General features: G+C 35.0%; 19 protein-coding genes. 13 read left to right on the top strand and 6 right to left on the bottom strand.

Features of this window, described 5'->3' with window-relative positions:
• Positions 1–151 precede the first annotated feature (151 nt).
• The 7 genes from gcvT to NHE85_RS13055 all read left to right on the top strand — a co-directional run bounded on the left by gcvT (position 152) and on the right by NHE85_RS13055 (position 7,307).
• Entirely contained in the window at positions 152–1,234 is a 1,083-nt protein-coding gene (gcvT, locus tag NHE85_RS13085) for a glycine cleavage system aminomethyltransferase GcvT (protein ID WP_252812587.1), read from the top strand.
• Between the two features lie 5 nt (positions 1,235–1,239).
• Complete coding sequence (locus tag NHE85_RS13080) at positions 1,240–3,288, top strand: S41 family peptidase (RefSeq protein WP_252812586.1); 2,049 nt, start codon at positions 1,240–1,242, stop codon at positions 3,286–3,288.
• A 70-nt stretch (positions 3,289–3,358) separates the two neighbouring features.
• The gene (locus NHE85_RS13075; RefSeq protein ID WP_252812585.1) at positions 3,359–4,069 is read left to right on the top strand and encodes a YebC/PmpR family DNA-binding transcriptional regulator; all 711 of its coding nucleotides are present in this window, start codon (positions 3,359–3,361) and stop codon (positions 4,067–4,069) included.
• A 184-nt stretch (positions 4,070–4,253) separates the two neighbouring features.
• The gene (locus NHE85_RS13070) at positions 4,254–4,808 is read left to right on the top strand and encodes an RNA polymerase sigma factor (RefSeq protein WP_252812584.1); all 555 of its coding nucleotides are present in this window, start codon (positions 4,254–4,256) and stop codon (positions 4,806–4,808) included.
• Positions 4,809–5,357: a hypothetical protein gene (locus NHE85_RS13065; protein WP_252812583.1), complete on the top strand. Its 549-nt coding sequence runs from the start codon at positions 4,809–4,811 to the stop codon at positions 5,355–5,357.
• Positions 5,338–6,387: a hypothetical protein gene (locus NHE85_RS13060; RefSeq protein WP_252812582.1), complete on the top strand. Its 1,050-nt coding sequence runs from the start codon at positions 5,338–5,340 to the stop codon at positions 6,385–6,387. Before NHE85_RS13065 ends, NHE85_RS13060 begins: the two co-directional genes overlap by 20 nt.
• 194 nt (positions 6,388–6,581) lie before the next feature.
• Complete coding sequence (locus NHE85_RS13055; protein ID WP_252812581.1) at positions 6,582–7,307, top strand: head GIN domain-containing protein; 726 nt, start codon at positions 6,582–6,584, stop codon at positions 7,305–7,307.
• A 571-nt stretch (positions 7,308–7,878) separates the two neighbouring features.
• On the opposite strand, the gene NHE85_RS13050 is transcribed toward NHE85_RS13055, so the two are convergent.
• Positions 7,879–8,919 (bottom strand): PLP-dependent cysteine synthase family protein, encoded by a 1,041-nt coding sequence (locus tag NHE85_RS13050; protein WP_252812580.1) that lies wholly within the window; start codon positions 8,917–8,919, stop codon positions 7,879–7,881.
• Positions 8,920–8,997: 78 nt separating this feature from the next.
• Positions 8,998–11,130 (bottom strand): S9 family peptidase, encoded by a 2,133-nt coding sequence (locus NHE85_RS13045; protein ID WP_252812579.1) that lies wholly within the window; start codon positions 11,128–11,130, stop codon positions 8,998–9,000.
• 73 nt (positions 11,131–11,203) lie between these two features.
• Here NHE85_RS13045 and NHE85_RS13040 point away from each other — a divergent pair, with 73 nt between their 5' ends.
• Positions 11,204–11,530 (top strand): YbaB/EbfC family nucleoid-associated protein, encoded by a 327-nt coding sequence (locus NHE85_RS13040; protein ID WP_252812578.1) that lies wholly within the window; start codon positions 11,204–11,206, stop codon positions 11,528–11,530.
• A gap of 113 nt (positions 11,531–11,643) precedes the next feature.
• On the opposite strand, the gene NHE85_RS13035 is transcribed toward NHE85_RS13040, so the two are convergent.
• On the bottom strand, positions 11,644–12,669 hold the full coding sequence (locus NHE85_RS13035) for a low specificity L-threonine aldolase (protein WP_252812577.1): 1,026 nt from the start codon (positions 12,667–12,669) through the stop codon (positions 11,644–11,646).
• Between the two features lie 50 nt (positions 12,670–12,719).
• On the opposite strand from NHE85_RS13035, the gene prfB reads away from it, so the two are divergent.
• Together prfB and NHE85_RS13025 are read left to right on the top strand one after the other, a co-directional pair.
• Positions 12,720–13,818 (top strand): peptide chain release factor 2 gene (gene prfB, locus NHE85_RS13030; protein WP_252812576.1). Its coding sequence is split into 2 segments (ribosomal slippage): positions 12,720–12,782 and positions 12,784–13,818, totalling 1,098 coding nucleotides; the frame shifts between segments, so codons are not numbered across the junction.
• Between the two features lie 183 nt (positions 13,819–14,001).
• The gene (locus NHE85_RS13025; RefSeq protein WP_252812575.1) at positions 14,002–15,237 is read left to right on the top strand and encodes a GAF domain-containing sensor histidine kinase; all 1,236 of its coding nucleotides are present in this window, start codon (positions 14,002–14,004) and stop codon (positions 15,235–15,237) included.
• A 13-nt stretch (positions 15,238–15,250) separates the two neighbouring features.
• On the opposite strand, the gene NHE85_RS13020 is transcribed toward NHE85_RS13025, so the two are convergent.
• The 3 genes from NHE85_RS13020 to NHE85_RS13010 are packed head-to-tail and all read right to left on the bottom strand — an operon-like array spanning position 15,251 to position 17,969.
• Positions 15,251–16,189: a phospholipase A gene (locus NHE85_RS13020; RefSeq protein ID WP_252812574.1), complete on the bottom strand. Its 939-nt coding sequence runs from the start codon at positions 16,187–16,189 to the stop codon at positions 15,251–15,253.
• Between the two features lie 49 nt (positions 16,190–16,238).
• Positions 16,239–17,300, bottom strand: coding sequence for an inorganic phosphate transporter (locus tag NHE85_RS13015; protein ID WP_252812573.1), 1,062 nt, complete (start codon positions 17,298–17,300; stop codon positions 16,239–16,241).
• A 24-nt stretch (positions 17,301–17,324) separates the two neighbouring features.
• Positions 17,325–17,969, bottom strand: a complete 645-nt coding sequence (locus NHE85_RS13010; protein WP_252812572.1) for a DUF47 domain-containing protein — start codon at positions 17,967–17,969, stop codon at positions 17,325–17,327.
• A gap of 200 nt (positions 17,970–18,169) precedes the next feature.
• On the opposite strand from NHE85_RS13010, the gene NHE85_RS13005 reads away from it, so the two are divergent.
• From NHE85_RS13005 to NHE85_RS12995, 3 genes are all read left to right on the top strand, one after another.
• Positions 18,170–19,798, top strand: coding sequence for an acyl-CoA carboxylase subunit beta (locus NHE85_RS13005; RefSeq protein ID WP_252812571.1), 1,629 nt, complete (start codon positions 18,170–18,172; stop codon positions 19,796–19,798).
• A gap of 195 nt (positions 19,799–19,993) precedes the next feature.
• Positions 19,994–20,956 carry an alpha/beta hydrolase gene (locus NHE85_RS13000; protein ID WP_252812570.1) on the top strand — a complete coding sequence of 321 codons (963 nt, stop codon included), beginning with the start codon at positions 19,994–19,996 and terminating at the stop codon, positions 20,954–20,956.
• Between the two features lie 31 nt (positions 20,957–20,987).
• Positions 20,988–21,644, top strand: coding sequence for a class I SAM-dependent methyltransferase (locus NHE85_RS12995; RefSeq protein ID WP_252812569.1), 657 nt, complete (start codon positions 20,988–20,990; stop codon positions 21,642–21,644).
• Positions 21,645–21,687 lie beyond the last annotated feature (43 nt).

Below are 21,687 nucleotides of genomic sequence, written 5' to 3'. Positions count from 1 at the left end.
TAACTACTTACTTTTGAGGTTCTGTATAAAAGTTATAAGAAATCAAAAGATTACCTTTTATTGTGAAATAAATAATAATTATTACAAATATGCACTGCATAATTTGTAAATTTCAATAATTTTGCGCCTTCAATCCATTTAAACAAATAAAATGAAAAATACTGCGCTTACGCACATTCACGAAGGGCTTGGAGCCAAAATGGTACCGTTTGCAGGTTATAATATGCCTGTTCAGTATGAAGGAGTAAACATAGAGCACGAGACCGTTAGAAATGGTGTTGGTGTTTTTGACGTTTCTCATATGGGAGAATTTTTATTAAGCGGACCTAAAGCACTTGACCTTATACAAAAGGTAACTTCTAATGATGCATCGCAGCTTACTATAGGCAGGGCACAGTACTCCTGCCTGCCAAACGATAATGGTGGTATTGTAGATGACCTTATTGTTTATAAAGTGAAAGAAGAACAATACCTTTTGGTAGTAAATGCTTCTAATATTGAAAAAGACTGGAACTGGATTTCATCTAAAAATGACATGGACGTAGATATGCGTAACATTTCTGATGATTATTCACTTCTTGCAATACAGGGCCCTAAAGCAGTAGAAGCTATGCAGGCACTAACGCCAATAGATCTTTCTGCTATTAAATACTATCATTTTGAAGTAGGAGAATTTGCAGGTATTGAGCATGTTATTATTTCAGCTACAGGTTATACCGGTAGTGGAGGTTTTGAAATTTATGCAAAAAATGAAGATATTGAGCAAATATGGAATAAAGTATTTGAGGCAGGTGCTTCATTTGGCATTAAACCTATAGGCCTTGCCGCACGTGATACACTTCGTTTAGAAATGGGCTTCTGCCTTTATGGAAATGATATTAATGATACTACCTCACCTTTAGAGGCCGGACTTGGATGGATAACTAAGTTTACAAAAGATTTTACGAACTCTGAGGCGCTGAAAAAACAAAAAGAAGAAGGTGTTACAAAAAAACTTGTTGCTTTTGAACTTACTGAAAGAGGCATACCAAGACATGATTATGAAATAACTGATAAAGATGGAAATGTTATAGGAATTGTAACGTCCGGTACTATGGCACCATCGCTTAATAAAGGCATCGGGCTTGGTTATGTGCCAACAGCATTTGCCCCGGAAGGTAGCGAGATCTTCATCCGCATCAGGAAAAATGATATTCCTGCCAAGGTGGTGAAGCTGCCTTTCTACAAAAAATAATATGTATGAGAAAAATTTTTGCACTGGCTTTATTGTTTTCTGTAATGGTACAGGCACAAAACCATGAAAAGGCGTGTGTAACTTTTTCTAAAATAAACGATTTGCTTCAAAAAAGGCATTTTAAACCTAAACCGGTAGACGACAGTCTGTCGGTTTATGTTTTTAATACTGTTATGGAAGAACTGGATAAAAGTAAAAATCTTTTTCTTGAGCAGGAATATAATGAACTTGCCATTCATAAATACAAAATAGACAATTATATACTTAATAAGGACTGTGCTTTTTTAACCGATTTTATTACAGCGTATAAAAAGGCATTACAGCGCAACAGAGATTTTATTATAGAAATAAGTAATGAACCTTTGCCTTATGAAACAAAGGACACTATATACTTCTCTAAAAAAACATTTCCATATCATACCGATCCCCAAAAAATAAAGAGCTTTTTACGTAAAAAAATAACCTTTGATATTCTTGAAGATGTTGCTCAAATAAGCAGGAATAAAGATTCGCTTCAACAACATCTTGAAGGTTTAGGTAAAATAGCAAAACAAAAAATACTGGAAAGTTATCTCTGCAGAATTGATAATGAATTATCTCCTGCAGAAGGCTTTGAAAACAGCATTTATAATCTATTTTTTTCAACCTTTTGTAACTATTTTGATCCTCATTCTACCTATTTCAATTATAATGAGAGGGCTTCTTTTGTATCTTCAATTTCTACTGAAAATTATTCACTTGGACTTTATGTAAGCCAAAATGAAAACGAAGAAATAATTGTTGAAGAACTTGTACCCGGCGGACCTGCTTATCGCGCCAAAAAGATAGACAAAGGTGATCAGGTTATAAAACTTGCAGCAAACGATGCCGAATATACTGTTTCGTGCACTTCAATTGAAACTATTACTGATATAGTATATTCTGACAGCTATAAACAGGTACAGCTTACATTACGTAAAAAAGATGGTACAGTCTATTCGGTTAATCTCGAAAAAACAATTATGAAAGCTGATGACCATAGTGTGTATAGCTTTATAGTGGGCAATGAAGAATCTATAGGCTATATAAAAATACCGAGCTTTTATACTGCTTTTGATAATAATTCTGACCATGGGTGTGCCGATGACGTAGCGAAAGAAGTAGCGAGGCTTCAAAAAGATAATATAAAAGGCCTTGTTTTAGATCTTCAGTTTAATGGAGGCGGCTCAATGGATGAGGTTATACGTATGGCAGGAATGTTTATCAACTTCGGTCCTATTGCTATTCTTACCGACAAGAACAAATCCTATAATATAGTGAAAGACTATAACCGGGGTATGCTGTATAATGGGCCTATGGTGATTTTAGTTAATGGATTTTCTGCTTCTGCGAGTGAATTTTTTGCGGGTATTATGCAGGATTATAACCGTGCGCTTATTGTAGGCAGTACTACCTTAGGTAAGGCTACCATGCAAACTATACTGCCTCTTGATGATGATGAAAAAAATCCTGAAGATTTTGTAAAAGTTACACTTGATAAATTTTACAGGGTAACCGGCAAAAGCAGTCAGTATACCGGGATAATTCCTGATATAGAGCTACCTACATATTTTGATGATTTATTACCACGAGAAAGCAGTATGCCAACTGCAATAAAAAATGACAGTATAGAAATTAAACTTGTTTTTAACAGACTACCGGATATTGAAAATAAAAATATTATAGCTCTCAGCAAAGAAAGAATTAAAAACAGTGCCGATTTTTCTTTAATTAATACAATCAACAAACGTATAAATGATCTGTACACAGTGAATAAAGTTCCTTTACCTGTTACATTTAATAGTGTTTTTACCGATGCACACAGCATGGATGACATATGGAAGGAAATAAATACTGCTACTGAAAAAGAACAGGATTTTACAATAAGAAATACTACTTATGCAACAGAAATTCTAAAGCATGATGAGTACGGCAGGAATGCCAATGATTATAAAATTAAAACTACAAAATCAGACATATATATAAAAGAAGCTATTAATATATTAAACGATATAAACCACATCTACAAACATTAAAAATAAAGACCTGTTTTGATTTTGCAAAAACAGGGAATAAGTTTATTTTTGTGCTGCTAACAAAATAATTATGGGAAGAGCGTTTGAATTTAGGAAAGCCAGAAAAATGAAACGTTGGTCTGCAATGGCTAAAACGTTTACAAGAATTGGTAAAGATATAGTAATGGCCGTTAAAGAAGGCGGACCAAACCCTGAAAGTAATGCACGTTTAAGAGCAGTAATTCAAAATGCGAAAGCTGCCAATATGCCTAAAGACAACGTTGAAAGGGCTATAAAAAAAGCATCGGATAAAGATACTGCAAACTTTAAAGAAGTTTTATTTGAAGGTTATGCACCACATGGAATTGCTATTCTAATAGAAACTGCTACAGATAATAATAACCGTACAGTAGCAAACATACGCAGCTACTTTAATAAATGTAACGGTACTATGGGTACACAGGGATCTGTAGAGTTTATGTTTGACCATACCTGTAATTTCCGTATTCCGGCAGAAGGCCAGGATGTTGAAGAACTGGAACTTGAAATGATAGACTTTGGCGTAGAAGAAATATTTGCAGATGAAGACGGCATTGTAATGTATGCCCCTTTTGAAAGTTTTGGAGCAATACAAAAAGAGCTTGAGAACAGAAATATAGAAATACTTTCATCAGGATTTGAAAGAATCCCACAAATTACTAAAGAGCTTAGTGCTGATCAGGTTGCTGATGTAGAAAAGCTACTGGAAAAAATTGAAGAAGATGATGATGTAATGAATGTTTATCATACAATGCAGGAATAAATTTATTGCATTTTAAATATTAAGAGCGCCTATAAGGCGCTTTTTTTATACAATAAATAATTCATATACAAACAATTGAAAATATGAGTTTATAAAAAAGATAGAAATATTTTAAAAAAGTGATGCAAAAGTGTAACATTTAAATGCTACCCGTCGTCATTATATTAAACCAGCCAGATAAAAGTTGACAAACGCAAACCAGGATATAAATTCTTTACTGCACCTATGCAAAACGGGAAGCCGGAATGCACAGTTTGAGGTTTATAACAGATATTATAAGCCTATGTATAATACTGCCCTTCGGATAGTAAAGGATAGTCATTGGGCTGAAGATATAATGCAGGAATCTTTTTTAAAAGCTTTTACAAAACTGGATACTTTTAAAGGTGAAGTTACTTTTGGTGCATGGCTAAAAAAAATTGTGGTAAACCACAGTTTGGATAACTATAAAAAAATAAATAAAAATGCTTTGGATCCTTTAGAAAATTTACTTTATAAAGTACCTGACACTGAAGATAATGAAGAAGAACAAAAACTGGATTTTCAACAACTAAAATTACAAAAGGTAGTAAGCGTTATACAATCGCTTAAGGAAAATTACAGAATAGCACTGACGCTTTTGTATATTGAAGGATATGACCAGGAAGAAATTAGTGAAATTATGGGTATAACTCCCGGCAATACACGTACGATAATAAGCAGAGCAAAGGAAAGCCTCCTGAAAAAACTGAAAGAATAAATGAATACTGAAAACAACAACATCAATGAAATGTTTAATCATTTCAAAGGTCAATGGGATACGGAAGAGCCTCTTGTGGGGCATGAAGACCGTTTTCTAAACAAACTGGAAAAGAAAAAGAATAAAGGCAAGGGACTTATATATTGGATTACGATGCCTGCCGCAGCCGCAATTGCAGTTATAGTTACCTTATTGTTTACATTTTCTCCAACATCTAAAAATTCTAAAGTTGCCAGCCTTTCTCCTAAAACAGAGGAAACACAGGTATATTTTGCTTCAATCATTAATACTGAACTGGAAAAAGTAAAACAGGAAAATAGTCCTGAAACTAAAAAACTGGTACAGGATGCACTTATTCACATGCAGGAACTTGAATCTGATTATGAAAAAATAACGCATGAATTAGCTAATAAGGGCGAAAGCAGACAGCTAATCCACGCTATGATAACAAACCTGCAAACCAGAATATCTTTTTTAGAAGATGTACTTGTGAAGATTGAAAATATTAAAAAAATTAAAGAAACTTACTATGAAAGCAATCAGTCTTAATATAATACTTTTTCTAATGCTGCTCCCGGGAACAGCAATAGCAGGAAAAGATGAGAAAATAACTAAGGAAAGAAGAATAAGCAAAACTTATATAGTTAATTCTAATGCGGGGCTTGACGTTAGCAACAAGTACGGACAGATATATGTTACAACCTGGGATGAAAATAAAACATCTATAGAAGTAACTATCAGAGTGAGTGCTAAAAATGAAGAAATTGTAGATAAAAGATTAAACTCAATAGATATAGAGTTTGAGGCGGTTAAAACACTCATAAAAGCCAAAACACTTATTGGTAATTTTTCGGGGAGAAATATTAATATGGAAATTAATTACACCATAAAAATACCTAAAAACGGAACTATAAATCTTAATAATCAATATGGAGCTATTAAACTTGGTGTTATTAACGGAGATAGTAACATTAAATGCCAATATGGTAATTTAAGTGCCGAAGAACTTAACAGCAATAACAATATTATAAGAATTGAATATTGCGGTAAATCAAAAATAAATTACATGAAGATGGGTGACGTAAAAGCATCGTACTCTGATTTTATGCTTACCAAGGGAAATATACTTAAAATAAATGGTGAGTATACCAATATGAATATAACGGATATAAATGATCTTAATTTTCGTACTGACTACGGTGACTTAAAAATTATAAATGCCAATAAGGTAAGTGGCACTAATGAATATTCATCATTCCGAATTGCTGCACTTAGTGGCCAGCTTAATTTAACTACAAATTATGGCGATATAAATATTGCACGGGTAGAGAAATCAACTAAAAACATTGCTATTAATTCTACTTACACTAATGTTGCTGTAAAATATGATGATTCCTATCCTTTTGATTTTGAGTATAAACTGGAGTACGGAAATCTTAGCGGTACATCAGGCTTAAAATTTACTGAAAAGAAAGAAAAAGATTTTAGTTCTTATTATAAGGGTTTCAATTTAAATTCAGGTGAAAACAGAATTTATATAAAGGCAGAGTTTGGAAATATTGTTTTAAGTAGATTGTAAAAAAATTTAAATAAACATGCAACCTTCTTTAAGTAATAAGCGTCTATAAATTAAAGCCGGAGCTGCCGGGGAGTTCAATCATCAATTTTTAATAGCATGCCCTAATCAGGCAAATCTGCTCATCACAGATTTTAAAATCAATCATCAATCAATTTTTCCGCAACTAACGGAATTAAAAAACGAACAGGTCCATTATGAAAAAAGCCGCATTACTTGTAGCAGGGTTATTTTATGCCCTGACTTTAACCGCACAGGAACTTAAAACAACTATTGAGGGAAATGGTAAAATAATCACTGAAAGGCGTGATATAGCCGAATTTAAAAAAATTAAAATTATCGGGCCTTTTGAAGTGAAACTTATTTCAGGCAATAGCAGACAAATTACACTTGAAGGCGATGAAAATATTTTAGCGCTAATTACCACAGATATAGATAATAGTACTTTAAATATTACAACAAAGAACAACCAATATATTAAAGCAAGCCGCAAGAATACTGTAAAGATAAAAATACCTTATACACAACTGGAAAATATAGCGCTTATTGGTTGTGGATCTGTTACATCCAAAGGCATTATAAAAAGTCCATATCTAAAAGCAACTTTAGATGGCCCCGGAAGTATAGATCTAAGTTTATCATCTACCGAAGCTGAGGCATGGATACTGGGTTCAGGAACTATTAACTTAAACGGAACATCAGAAAAACTTACCTGCAAAGTAATCGGTTCAGGAATTATTAAGGCAAAACATCTTGAATCAAATGAAGTTATCGCTAATATATCGGGTTCAGGTAATATAAATGTTAACAGCATAGTTAGTATTACAGGTAAAATAATAGGTACCGGCAACATCGCTTTTGCAGGAGAACCGAAACAAACTGATTTAAAATATTTAGGAGCAGCAAGCTTCACTAAAAATTAATTTAGTCTGATTTTTTGATGCTTAGCCCCATATGGGGCTTTTGTTCTTTTAAATACCTACTATTAGGTATTGTATTTAATAATTCTTCACTTTAAATTAGCAATCTATTCCACACAAACAAGTTAGTTAAACAAGCTCCGGAAGTAATTCCGGAGTTTATTTATAATTTATATGATAGCTGCAAGATCATATAAATATGCCTTGGGAATCTACCATAGTAATAATTATAATTATTATACTGCAAATTACGTAAAAACATTGCTTAGGTAGAAATATAGAGTACCTGACAACAACATTACTTTATATTCATCTGAAAAATCAAGATCAGTACTGATACAATATCAAACGGAAATAAAAGACTGCAATGCACTCTTAGCAAATTTGCTGTAGGATCTGGTGAAAATTAAGAAGAAGCACTGGTTGATGCTGTAAATAAAAAATGAAGTTGTAGGAGAAAAAGTGCCTTATCTTAAAATGGATAGTATGGGTTGCAACTAATAAGTGGAAAATTATATAAACAAAAAACTCCGGCAAATACCGAAGTTTTTTTATGTGTGTAAGTAAAATAATGTTACTTTATAAATTCAATTTTTTGCGCTTCTTCAATATTAATGCTGTCAAAAAAGCCTTGTTCGTTCATCCAGTCATCACTAAATACTTTACTCATGTACCGTGATCCGTGATCAGGGAAAATAAGAACAATATTACTGTTCTCATCAAATTCTCCGGCTTCAGAATATTGTTTCATCGCCTGGAAAGCTGCTCCACTTGTATAACCTACAAATAGGCCTTCTGTTTTAGCAATATGTCTTGCTGCGTGTGCACTGTCTTCATCTGACACTTTGATAAATTTATCAATAACATCAAAGTCAGTTGCAGTCGGAATAAGGTTTTTACCTAAGCCTTCTATTCTGTAAGGGTAAATTTCTTCGCTGTCAAACTCTTTAGTTTCATGGTATTTTTTAAGTACCGAACCGAAAGCATCTACACCTAATATTTTTATTGCAGGATTTTTTTCTTTAAGGAAACGGGCTGCTCCTGAAATTGTACCTCCGGTTCCGCTGCAGGCAACAAGATGGGTTATTTTACCATTTGTTTGTTCCCATATTTCAGGACCGGTACTTTTGTAGTGAGCATCTACGTTAAGATCATTAAAATACTGATTGATATAAACTGATCCTTTAATTTCTTCATGAAGTCTTTTAGCAACATTGTAGTAAGAGCGCGGATCATCTGCAGAAACATTTGCCGGACAAACATATACTTTAGCACCCATTGCGCGAAGCATATCAATTTTATCTTTAGAAGACTTTGAACTCACTGCAAGTACGCAGTCATAGCCTTTAATAATGCTTACCATAGCCAGGCTAAAGCCTGTGTTACCCGAAGTTGTTTCGATAATGGTATCTCCCGGTTTAAGGATTCCCTTTTTCTCAGCTTCTTCAATGATGTATAATGCTATCCTGTCTTTGGTGGAATGGCCCGGATTAAAAGCTTCTACTTTTGCATAAAAATTTCCTTTTAATCCTTCAGTAACTTTATTGAGCTTAATTAGAGGTGTGTTACCAATTAATTCCAATACATTATTATAGGCTTTTATCTCTTCTTTCATAAAAAATAAGTTAGTAAGGTAAACTGCTACAAAGTTTATTGACCTCAAAACCTTGCAAATCTAACAAAAAAATTTTAATTACTTTTTAATTCCTTCTAAATCTAATAAAAAACTGTATTCTTTAGCTACTTCTTTTAAAGCTTCAAAACGTCCAGAAGCTCCTCCGTGCCCCGCTTCCATATTGGTATCCAGGAACAAAAGATTATTATCAGTCTTCATTACCCTCAATTTAGCTACCCATTTTGCCGGCTCCCAATATTGCACCTGAGAGTCATGAAGTCCGGTAGTAACCAATAAATTTGGATATTTTTGAGCTATAACATTATCATAAGGCGAATATGACTTCATATAATCATAATATTCTTTCTTATTAGGATTGCCCCATTCATCATATTCTCCGGTTGTAAGCGGAATACTGTCGTCAAGCATAGTTGTAACAACATCTACAAAAGGAACCTGTGCAATTACACCATGATAAAGCTGAGGCGCCATATTTATAACAGCCCCCATAAGCAACCCTCCGGCAGAGCCGCCCTCGGCATATAAATGTTCAGGTGAAGTATATTTATGATCTATTAAAAACTTAGAACAGTCTATGAAATCAGTAAATGTATTTTTCTTTTTAAGCAATTTTCCATTATCATACCATTCACGGCCCAGATCTTCCCCTCCTCTTATATGAGCAATGGCATATATAAAGCCCCTGTCAAGCAGGCTGAGCCTTATTGATGAAAAGTAAGCATCCATAGATGCCCCGTACGATCCGTAAGCGTATAATAGTAAAGGATTTTTACCGTCTTTTTTAATGCCTTTGCGGTAAACCATTGATATAGGTACTTTTGTACCATCAGTGGCAGTTGCCCATACCCTTTCCTCTATGTAATTATTTTTGTCAAATTTTCCACCAAGAATCTCCTGTTCTTTAAGAACTGTTTTTTCTTTGGTTTTCATATTAAAATCTACAACAGAAGAAGGTACTGCAAGTGATTGATAACTATATCTGAGTATGTTTGTATCAAAATCAGGGTTTGTAGAAGTTTCTGCAGTATATGTTTCGCTGTCAAAAGGCAGATAATATTCGCCTTTGCCATCCCATGGGCGAATTCTTATTTTGTTAAGTCCGTTGCTTCTCTCAGAGATTACAAGATAATTTTTAAAAATATCTATATCTTCCAGAAGAACATCATTACGGTGAGGCACAAGATCTTTCCAGCTTTCTTTTCCCGTTTTGCTTTCAGGTGTAACCATCAGCTTAAAGTTGGTAGCATTATCTTTATTGGTAACAATATACCAGTTATCGCCGTAATTTGAAATGCTGTATTCCAACCCTCTGGTTCTTGGCTGAAATATTATGAACTCTCCATCCGGCTTTTTTGCATCAAGTATCCTGAATTCATTTGTCAGTGTACTGCTGCAGCCAATTACAAGATATTTTTTTGATTTTTCCTTGTAAATAAAAGTACTGAAAGTATCGTCTTTTTCATGATATACAAGTACATCATTTTTCACATCGGTACCCAGCTTATGCTTATAAACCTTGTCAGACCTAAGCGTTACTTCATCTTTACGCGTATAAAACAACGTTTTATTATCACCCGCCCAGGTAGAACCTCCTGTTGTGTTTTCTATTTTAAAAGGAAGTATTTCGTTAGTAACAAGATTCTTTATCTGTATTGTATATTGCCTTCTGGAAACTGTATCTACTGCAAAAGCAGCCCATTTATTATCTTCACTAATATTCAGCCCGCCTAACTTAAAATAGGCATGGCCTTCGGCCATTTCATTACAGTCAAACAATATTTCTTCTTTAGCATCAAGACTGCCTTTTTTACGGGCGTAGATAGGATAACCTTTGCCTTTTTCGTAGCGGGTTATATAGTAGTAGCCATTATAAAAATAAGGAACAGATGAATCGTCTTCCTTAATCCTGCCTTTCATTTCTTCATACAGCTCTTTCTGAAACTGTTTCTGAACGACAGTCATGGCATTATAATATTCATTTTCTTTAGTAAGGTAATCTATAACTTCAGGATTTTCCCTTTCGTTAAGCCAGTAGTAGTTATCCGTCCTTACATCACCATGTTTTTCTAATTGCTTAGGTTTACTGGCTGCAAGCGGCGGAGAAATGGTTTCGGTCATTTTAGTTTTATTAGATTGCGCATTGGCCGCAAAAATAATACAAACACAACTTAAAAGTAAGTGTTTTTTCATTTGTTTTGGGGTTAGCATATAACTTTGCAATTTAATACTTTTGCAATATATTAATATAATAAATTTTATAAAAATGTTTGGAGATATAATGGGAATGATGGGTAAACTTAAAGAAACCCAGCAAAAAATTGAAGAGACAAAAAAAAGACTTGACAACGTGCTGGTAGATGAGCAAAGTAATGACGGATTATTAAAAGTTACCCTTACTGCAAACCGAAATATAAGGTCTATAACAATAGACGATGCCCTTCTTGAAGACAAAGAGCAATTAGAAGATTATCTTGTATTGGTAATGAATAAAGCCATTGCAAAGGCCACTGCTGTAAACGAAGCTGAACTGGCAGCAGTTGCTCAGGATGGTATGCCAAATATTCCCGGACTTGACGGGATGTTTAAATAGAAGTTGCAAAGTGATAAAGTTGCAAAGTGATAAAGTTGCAAAGCGGCAAAGTTCTTTACTTTGTTACTCTGCAACTTTTATGCTTTTTACTGAACTGCTTTTTACTGAACTGCTTAGAAACTTAATTTCTGCAATGTTTCTATAACATAGTTATGCATTACCTCTTTATAATCAAGATGGGTAACAATACGCAGTTTACCTTTACCTAAAGAACTTATAAAAATACTTTTTTGTTTTAGCTTTTCCATTAGGGCAGCTTCGCTGTATTGGGGTTTAACCGAAAATATAAGTATATTAGTTTCTACAGGTTCTACCTTTTCTACCCAAGGCATTTGTTGAAGTAAGTTACCCAACTGTTTTGCCCGCCTGTGATCTTCTTCAAGTCTTCCTACATTATTTTGCAAAGCGTATAGACCTGCAGCAGCCAAATATCCTGCCTGACGCATTCCACCCCCAAAAACTTTTCTAATACGTAATGCTTTGTTTATATGTTCTTTTTTACCAACAAGCAAAGAACCCACAGGTGCACCTAACCCCTTAGACAAGCAAACCGAGATAGTATCAAATAACTCTCCGAATTGTTTTGGGTGCTGCCTTTTCGCTACCAGCGCATTCCATAACCGGGCCCCGTCCAGGTGATAATTAAGTTTATTTGTTTTGCACACCTCTCCTATTTCCATAAGCGTTTGCAAATCATAACAGGCACCACCGCCTTTATTTGTTGTGTTTTCTATACACACCAGTGTAGTTAAAGGGCTATGATAAAAATCCGGAGGATTTATAGCTTCAGATACCTGATTAGCGGTAATCATACCTCTCTTCCCGTCTATTAATCTGCTGGAAACACCGCTATTAAACGCAACACCGCCTCCTTCATAATTAAAAACATGTGCCCATTTATCACAAATAAGCTCATCACCCGGATTAGTATGCAGCTTTATAGCTGTCTGATTTGCCATAGTACCCGATGGAAAAAATAATGCCGCTTCCATACCAAAAAGATCGGCCACGGTTTCTTCAAGCTTTACAACGGTAGGATCCTGTTTATAAACATCATCACCCACTTTAGCCCTGAACATTTGCTGAAGCATTTCATGTCCGGGACGGGTTACCGTGTCACTTACTAAATTTATTTCCATATTATTGAAAAGGATAGCTTATTTTTGCGTAATACAAAACTACATTATTTATGACAAATACCGAACAAATTAAAGGTATTATGGAGCGCCTTGGTGCGCTGAGGAGGTATCTTTGACATTGACAGGAAGTTAATTGAGATAACCAACGAAGAAGAAAAGACTTTTGCACCTGATTTTTGGAATAATGCAAAAGAAGCCGAAATCATTGTAAAAAACCTGCGTACGAAGAAAAAGTGGGTTGAAGACTATGAAAAAGGCAATGCGATGGCTGAAGAGCTGCAGATAATTTATGAATTTTTCAAGGAAGGCGATGCTACAGAAGAAGAACTGGATAATCAGTACACACTTACAGTAGCACATATAGAAAACCTTGAATTCAAAAATATGCTGTCTGATGAAGGCGATACCCTGAGTGCCGTACTGCAAATTACTGCAGGTGCCGGAGGTACAGAAAGCTGTGACTGGGCTTCAATGCTTATGCGTATGTATATCATGTGGGGTGAGAAAGAAGGTTACAAGGTAAAAGAACTTAATTACCAGGAAGGTGAGGTTGCAGGTATCAAAACCGTAACACTTGAATTTGAAGGTGATTATTCTTTCGGGTACCTTAAAGGTGAAAACGGGGTACACCGCCTGGTAAGAATTTCTCCTTTTGACAGTAATGCAAAACGCCATACATCATTTGCTTCTGTATATGTTTATCCTCTTGCAGACGATACTATTGAGATTGAAATAAGCCCTTCAGACATTTCATGGGAAACTATGCGTTCAAGCGGCGCAGGAGGACAAAATGTTAATAAGGTAGAAACGGCAGTTAGACTTCGTCACCACCCTACCGGAATTATTATTGAAAACTCAGAAACCCGTTCTCAGCTTGATAATAAAACCAAAGCCATGCAATTGCTTAAATCGCAGTTATATGAAATTGAGCTTAAAAAACGTCAGGCGGTACGTGATGAGATCGAAGCCAACAAAATGAAAATTGAGTGGGGCTCACAAATACGTAATTACGTAATGCATCCCTATAAACTGGTTAAAGATGTGCGTACACAATATGAAACCAGCGATGTGGACAGTGTTATGAATGGTAATATAGACGAATTTTTAAAAGCTTATCTTATGATGATGGGACAAAGAACAGAAGAATAAAAGAGTTAAATAAGCCTCCTTTAAAAGGAGGCTTATTTTTATAATTTATTTTTTAATTTTATAAAATCATGTTCATTTTGTTACAACATTATGTTTTAACATTTAATTGGGAGTCTTTATCCGTAATTTCACACATCAATCTCAAGTAGGTTTATACCTTTCAAAAAACTCTTCCTTACATCTATGAGTCATAAAAGACCAATTTACTACATACCTAATAATGACGAACTTAGGGTTGAAAAACTTAGAGATTATCAGATATTGGGCACACATTCTGAAGATGCTTTCGATAAGATAGCACTTATGGCATCTCAGGTATTTAGCTGCCCTTGTGCTTTTATTACATTTATAGATGAAAAAACTGCGTTTGTAAAGTCTAATTTAAGCTCATTATCTGTAAATGAGATTAACAGAGAAGGTACGCTCTCTTCTATAGCTATTTTACAGGACAACCCTACAGTATTTAATGATACCAATGCGATACCTGAACTTATGAACAGCCCGTTTGTAAAAGGAGAAAACGGTTTGCGCTTTTTTGCAGCTGTACCGTTAAAATCTCCTGAAGGTTATAATGTAGGAGTATTAGTGGTAGCAGATTTTAAACCCAGAGAGGCAACTGATTTACAGTTAGACATGCTTAAAACACTGTCAAAAATAATAATTGATAAACTGGAGAGCAGGCTTCGTTACAGAAAATCTATAGAATCTCAGATAAACCTGATGAATATAGCGCTCCATGAAATAAAAAATCCTCTCGCTTCTATAAATCTGGCCAACGATATTATCAGAAAAGACATTACAAGTGCTCCGCGGATGACAGACATGATAAAGTCTTCTGTCGGTATGATACAAAAAAGGCTGGCAAATCTTCTTACGCAGTCTGAACTTGAAGAAAAAGACCTTGTACTATCTATTGAAGAAATTAACCTTAAAGATTTGTTCACACGACTGCTTAATAACTTTGAGTTATTAGCAAACCGAAAAAACCAAACTATAGAACTGCACTGTGATGATTCGCTGCCTCCTCTTGAGGGAGATAAATCTAAAATATCAGACGTGCTTCATAATTTACTAAGCAATGCTATTAAATACTCTTATCATAACACATCCATAAAAGTGTCGGCAAGAGAAGCAGGAAATTATATGCATATAGAAGTAAAAGATGAAGGACAGGGATTAAATTTTGATGATATACAAAAGCTATTTACCAAATTTGCAAAGCTAAGTTCTAAACCAACAGGAAAAGAAACTTCAAACGGTCTTGGGCTTTCTATATCAAAATCATTTATTGAACTTCACCGTGGTAACATTTACGCCATGAGTCCCGGTAAAGACAAAGGAACAACTTTCATAGTTTCACTCCCTTTGAAATATACCAAAGTGAATGATATTGAAGCTGTAGCAGAATTTAATGCTTAGACTTAGTTTGTTATCACAACCACTCTACTAATGATACTCCCAGCCCAATAGTGGTCTGCCTATTATTATAATCTATGAGAGTTTCACCGTAACCATGAGTAACCTGAAAATATCCTCGAAGGTTACCTGACAGGTTTCTGGACCAGGAAAACTCAGCATAACCTTTAAAGTGGCTATTTAAAGATAAATTACTGCTTGCTGTTAGAGATAATACATTTTTGCCCATAGCATGAATAACTGTAGCATCTCCCCTTCCAATATATTCAACAATATCTGGGTTATCATCCTCATTATTCTGATCCGGCAGCCTAAACCACGGACGAATATATACCTGCCAGTTACCACTTTCAAAACCTGTATGTAATATTACCCTGTTCCAGCTTCTGGATAAAGGCAGATTCCTGCCATTAGACTGATGGTTAATGCTTATTCCTGCCATTCGGTTTACAAAACCAAAAAACTTAAAATTGGTAGCAAAATTGAGTAATACTTCAGGTTCGTAATTTGTTTCCCTAAAAGGGCGCGAGAGACTTTTATTATATATCTGCCAGTGCGATTTCTGGGTATATGCAGCCCAAATATCTCCATGTCCCCAAAATATTCCCTGCACTACCTTAACTTTAAAGCTAATTTGAAATTTTGCTTCAAGATTGTTAAGATTAAGGTTATCTTCTACCTTATAACCGGGATCAGAATTACCACTATGCGGCATTCCATTAGGCTGGCTTGACCAGCGAACTGGTAAGATATATAAAGGTTTATAAGGAGTGATTACAAAAGTACCTGATGAGTTCAGTGTATCCAGTTCCCAGCGTTGTGCCATTGACTTTGGCCTGCTGTTATTAAATAAAGAAGCCACCTGGGCGGTGGATATTATACTGAAAAACAGGAAAATTAAAATGATAAACTTACGTGCAAAACGTAAAAAAACAGGTATATAGGTCATGTTCATAAACAAATATACCTATATACCTGTGATAATTTTATTAAAAAAATGTTAGTTATCCAAAAATAGAAATGACATAATAAATCAGGGCAGCTATAACTGCTGAAACAGGTATAGTTAGCACCCATGCCCAAAGAAGACTAATGGTTACTCCCCAACGTACAGCCGAAACCCTTTTAGTAATACCAACCCCGATAATTGAACCTGTAATTGTATGGGTTGTTGAAACAGGAATACCAAAATGTTCAGCAGTATAGAGTGTAATAGCACCCGCTGTTTCGGCAGCTACACCTTCCAGTGAAGTTACCTTTGTTATTTTAGTACCCATTGTTTTAACAATTTTCCATCCTCCACTCATTGTACCAAGTGCTATCATAGCGAAACTGGTAAGTGGCACCCATCCCCAGTGTGATACAAAATATTTAAACGGATCGGCTGCCGTTGTATAGTTAACATCAATCTCAATGTTAGTATGATAAAATATAACAGCTGCTCCAATTATACCCATAACTTTTTGCGCATCATTTGCTCCATGGCCAAGGCTAAACAGAGCAGAAGAAACCAATTGCAGTCTTTTAAACCATTTATCAGCTTTAGACGGGTTTACTTTACGGCAAATGTTTAGTATGATAATGGTTAAAAAATAAGCCACAACCATACCTATTAAAGGTGCCATAAATATAAATAACATAATAGGAATAACCTTAGCATAATTAACTACAGTACTAAGATCTGCACCAGGCACCGTAAATGCATGTGCCAATGCTGCACCCATAAAACCACCAATAAGTGTATGTGATGAAGATGAAGGTATGCCCAGTTTCCATGTTAAAAGGTTCCAGGTAATTGCAGCTATAAGTCCTGCAAGAATAACTTCAAGGGTTATAAAGTCTTCGCTAACCGTTTTAGCGATAGTGTTACCAATTTTGAATTCGCCTATCCAATATCTTGAAATAAAATAAGCAAGAAAGTTAAAAAAAGCAGCCCACAAAACAGCCTGAAAAGGTGTAAGCACTTTTGTAGCTACTATAGTTGCTATTGAGTTTGCAGCATCATGAAATCCGTTGATAAAATCAAATATTAATGCTAAAACTATAATTACGCCAAGTAAAATCATAAGAGATAATTTTGAGGGTTTTGTTTATGAATGTTTTACAGAGATAGACTCCAGTACATTCGCAACTCCCTTACATTTATCTGCAGCAGATTCAAGAGCAGACAATACTTCTTTATATTTAATGATGTTTTTAGCATCGGTTTCATTCTCAAAAATATCAGCAACAGCTTTATCAAATACGTTATCTGATTTATTTTCAAGCTTGTTTATTTTTTTGCAGGCATCTGCAATACCTTTAAGGTTTTTCATATCCTTAAGATCTCCAACAGCCTGTTGTATAAGTTTACATCCGTCAAGCGTAATCTCGGTCATCTTTCTTATTGACTTTGTAATCTTCTCTACCTGATATAGTCTCATTCTGTTAGCTGCCCCATAAAGGTAATCAGCAACATTATCTATAGCAGTGATAAGAGCATAAATATCTTCCCTGTCAAAAGGTGTAATAAAGTTACGGCTAAGTTCAAGATTCGTCTGGTGGGCAATTTCTTCAATAATTGCTTCTAACTCTTCTATTTTTGTATAATATGCTTCCCTTTGCTCTTTAGGAGCATTAACCGCCTCATGAAGTGTTTCTGCTAATATTACCAGATTTTGGGTTGCCTGCTCAAAAAGTGGGAAAAATTTCTTATCTTTTGGTACAAGAAATTGGAAGATGTTGTTTATAGACATTTACTTTCGGTTTTTTATGGCGCAAATGTACCTCTCCAATGTTAAGAAATCATTAATTTATTATCAATATGGAGTTATTAATTTAAAGAAATTGCAAACAGCAAAAATAAAGGAATTCGCAATAATTTCTTTTAATATCAAACGTTTTCGTATTTTAGCACCACTAAAAATACATTTCAATTACAAATATATAGCATACAATGGATATCACCTTCAACAAGAACGAAGATCATAATAAACTATTGCTGTCGGAATTAAAACAAAAACTTAGCAAAGTAAAATTAGGAGGAGGCGAAAAAAGAATTGATAAACTGCACGCCGAAGGTAAAATGACCGCCCGCGAACGTATTGAGTACCTTTTAGATAAAGACAGTAAGAGCATTGAAATAGGCGCCTTTGTTGGTGACGGAATGTATGCAGAGCATGGTGGTTGCCCTTCAGGCGGAGTTGTTATAAAAATCGGATATATAAAAGGCAAACAATGCATTGTTGTGGCTAATGATGCTACTGTTAAAGCCGGAGCGTGGTTTCCTATTACGGGAAAGAAAAACCTACGCGCTCAGGAAATTGCCATGGAAAATAACCTCCCTATTATTTATCTTGTTGACAGTGCCGGAGTTTACCTTCCACTACAGGATGAGATTTTTCCTGACAAAGAACATTTCGGGCGTATATTTCGTAACAATGCAATTATGAGCAGTATGGGTATTACACAGATAGCTGCAGTTATGGGCAGCTGTGTTGCAGGTGGTGCCTATCTTCCTATTATGAGCGACGAAGCCCTGATTGTTGATAAAACCGGAAGTATTTTTCTTGCCGGCAGCTACCTTGTTAAGGCTGCTATTGGAGAAACCATTGACAATGAAACGCTGGGAGGAGCTACAACACATTGTGAAATATCTGGTGTGACAGATTATAAAGCTAAAGATGATAAAGATGCTTTAGATACTATTAAAAATATAGTTGACAAAATTGGTGATTATGAAAAAGCAGGATTTAACCGTGTTAAAGCGGAAAAACCTGCATTACCTGAAGAAGATATATATGGCATTGTACCTAAACTGCGTACTGAGCAGTATGATATGATGGAAATTATTACACGACTGGTTGATAATAGTGATTTTGAAGAATATAAAGCCGGCTATGGCCAAACTATTATTACAGGTTATGCCAGAATAGACGGATGGGCAGTTGGTATTGTAGCAAACCAGCGTAAAGTAGTTAAATCTAAAAAAGGTGAAATGCAGTTTGGTGGTGTTATCTATTCTGATAGTGCCGATAAAGCAACACGTTTTATTGCCAACTGCAATCAGAAAAAAATCCCCTTGGTATTTCTTCAGGATGTTACAGGGTTTATGGTAGGTTCTAAATCAGAGCATGGGGGTATTATAAAAGATGGTGCTAAAATGGTAAATGCCGTAAGTAACTCTGTAGTACCTAAATTCACTGTAGTTATTGGCAACTCTTATGGTGCAGGAAATTACGCTATGTGCGGTAAAGCCTATGATCCGAGGCTTATTTTTGCGTGGCCAAGCGCAGAGCTTGCTGTTATGGGTGGCACTCAGGCCGCAAAAGTATTACTGCAAATTGAAGCGTCATCGTTAAAAGCCAGAGGTGAAGAAATCACTCCCGAAAAGGAAGCTGAGTTATTTGATAAAATAAAAGCCCGATATGATGCACAGGTTTCTCCTTATTATGCTGCATCAAGATTATGGACGGATGCTATAATAGACCCTCTTGATACCCGTAAATGGATATCGATGGGTATTGAAGCTGCCAACCACGCTCCTATTGAGAAAAAATTCAATCTTGGTGTAATACAGGTATAATTTTTACTCATTTATAATTTTTAAACAAAGGCAATGCTGTTTAGCATTGCCTTTGTTATTATAGAATACTTATTCTTTTTGTTATAAAACACAATTTATCACTAAAACTCTGTGATAAATATATCAACTTAGTGTAAAATTAATATTGCAAATTATTTTTTACCTTATCTTTAAGCACTTAAACTAAACTACTAAATGAAACTATTAACTACTAAACTGCTGCTTTTGCTGGCGGTCTTTAGCTGTTATGCCCAACCTAAGGGTAAAATTGTAAAGATTGACGGCTTTAAGTCAAAATTCGTTCAGGCGCGGAATATCGAAATATGGCTGCCTGCAGAGTACACCTCAAACCCTCAACAAGCATTTCCTGTACTGTATATGCAGGATGGGCAAAATGTTTTTAATCCTTTAACTTCCATGCATAAAATGGCATGGGAAGCAGATGATACTGCTGCAAAACTTATTGCCATTAAGCGTGTAGAACCAGTAATTATTGTAGCTATATGGAGTACGAACCAACGCTACATGGAGTATTTTCCTGAAAAAGCTGCAAAAAACTTTACTAAAACAGATATAGAAGTTTTTAATAAAGCTAAAGAACAGTCTAAAATTAAAGGAAATGATTTTTTAGGCGATGAATACCTTAAATTCATTACTGAAGAGCTTAAACCGTATATTGATAAACAATACAGAACGAAATCTGATAAAGAAAATACTTCTATTTGCGGAAGCTCAATGGGAGCTTTAATATCATTATACGCTATTTGTGAGTACCCTGAAATTTTCGGGCAGGCTGCATGCCTTTCTACCCACTGGCCCTTATTACTTGACAGTAATCATACAGGGCCATCTGAAGCATTTAAAAAATACCTATATGAAAAACTTCCTTCTTCAAAAGACCATCGCATATACTTTGACTATGGCACAATAACCCTAGATCAATATTATGAGCCACATCAAAAAACAGTAGATAATATAATGGCCTCAAAAGGATATACAGATAAAAACTGGAAAACTAAAAAATTTGAAGGGGCCGCACATGTTGAAAAAGCATGGGCTGATCGTTTCAATCAGATATTAATATTCTTATATACAAAGGAAAATAAGTCTTCTAAAAAAACGATCAAACATAATACTGCAAAGACAGGCAGGCAATAATAAATGTCCAGCTTTTACGTAAATTAGTAGTATGAAATTATCTGAAACTGAATTACAGGAGCTGGCAAAACAATTACATTGCCCAAGCGGGAAAGATGGAATTAAAGTTGGCGAAATGATGAATTTTACCAACAATAATATCATCAATAAAACTATTCACAGCCTCAACCTGAAAAAGGGAGAGGCTGTTTTAGAAATAGGCCCTGGCAATGGGGTACATATTTCAGAACTTTTCAAAATCATTCCTGATTTGAACTATACCGGTATTGACATTTCTAAAACAATGATCAGCCAGGCTAAAAAACTTAATTCCGGATTAAAAAACGTATCTTTTCATCTGACTGATGGTAAAACAATTGAGTTTAAGGCGAATAAATTTGATAAAATTTTTACAGTCAACACCATTTATTTCTGGCAGAACCCTCAGGAATATGCAACCGAGATTACTCGTGTGCTCAAGCCTGGAGGCAAATTAGCAATTGGATTTATTCCAGAAACTACAATGCAAAAAATACCTTTTGCTAAATATGGTTTTACTCATTATTCTATTTCCGCTGTATCTGCCCTTATAGAAAGCACAGGGCTTAAAATTACTTCGGCTGTTACAGCAACAGAAATAGTTATGAGTAATAGCGGTAATGAAATTGAGCGTGAATTTGTAATAATGACAGCGGAAAAATTGTTATGATTTCGTAACAATTTCTTACTTTTCGTTACTTATAGCAATAATC

Origin of the sequence: Flavobacterium sp. NRK1 (genome assembly GCF_024054175.1) — a bacterium.
Lineage (GTDB): Bacteria > Bacteroidota > Bacteroidia > Flavobacteriales > Flavobacteriaceae > Flavobacterium.
This window is presented reverse-complemented; position numbering and strand designations above follow the sequence as displayed.

Bases quoted from the DNA above. Each gene is read 5' to 3' on its own strand.
- NHE85_RS13075 (WP_252812585.1), top strand. From the start codon at position 3,359: ATGGGAAGAGCGTTTGAATTTAGGAAAGCCAGAAAAATGAAACGTTGG.
- gcvT (WP_252812587.1), top strand. From the start codon at position 152: ATGAAAAATACTGCGCTTACGCACATTCACGAAGGGCTTGGAGCCAAA.
- NHE85_RS12995 (WP_252812569.1), top strand. From the start codon at position 20,988: ATGAAATTATCTGAAACTGAATTACAGGAGCTGGCAAAACAATTACAT.
- NHE85_RS13065 (WP_252812583.1), top strand. From the start codon at position 4,809: ATGAATACTGAAAACAACAACATCAATGAAATGTTTAATCATTTCAAA.
- NHE85_RS13005 (WP_252812571.1), top strand. From the start codon at position 18,170: ATGGATATCACCTTCAACAAGAACGAAGATCATAATAAACTATTGCTG.
- NHE85_RS13020 (WP_252812574.1), bottom strand. From the start codon at position 16,189: ATGAACATGACCTATATACCTGTTTTTTTACGTTTTGCACGTAAGTTT.
- NHE85_RS13035 (WP_252812577.1), bottom strand. From the start codon at position 12,669: ATGGAAATAAATTTAGTAAGTGACACGGTAACCCGTCCCGGACATGAA.
- NHE85_RS13060 (WP_252812582.1), top strand. From the start codon at position 5,338: ATGAAAGCAATCAGTCTTAATATAATACTTTTTCTAATGCTGCTCCCG.
- NHE85_RS13055 (WP_252812581.1), top strand. From the start codon at position 6,582: ATGAAAAAAGCCGCATTACTTGTAGCAGGGTTATTTTATGCCCTGACT.
- NHE85_RS13040 (WP_252812578.1), top strand. From the start codon at position 11,204: ATGTTTGGAGATATAATGGGAATGATGGGTAAACTTAAAGAAACCCAG.
- NHE85_RS13000 (WP_252812570.1), top strand. From the start codon at position 19,994: ATGAAACTATTAACTACTAAACTGCTGCTTTTGCTGGCGGTCTTTAGC.
- NHE85_RS13050 (WP_252812580.1), bottom strand. From the start codon at position 8,919: ATGAAAGAAGAGATAAAAGCCTATAATAATGTATTGGAATTAATTGGT.
- NHE85_RS13025 (WP_252812575.1), top strand. From the start codon at position 14,002: ATGAGTCATAAAAGACCAATTTACTACATACCTAATAATGACGAACTT.
- NHE85_RS13010 (WP_252812572.1), bottom strand. From the start codon at position 17,969: ATGTCTATAAACAACATCTTCCAATTTCTTGTACCAAAAGATAAGAAA.
- NHE85_RS13080 (WP_252812586.1), top strand. From the start codon at position 1,240: ATGAGAAAAATTTTTGCACTGGCTTTATTGTTTTCTGTAATGGTACAG.
- NHE85_RS13045 (WP_252812579.1), bottom strand. From the start codon at position 11,130: ATGAAAAAACACTTACTTTTAAGTTGTGTTTGTATTATTTTTGCGGCC.
- NHE85_RS13015 (WP_252812573.1), bottom strand. From the start codon at position 17,300: ATGATTTTACTTGGCGTAATTATAGTTTTAGCATTAATATTTGATTTT.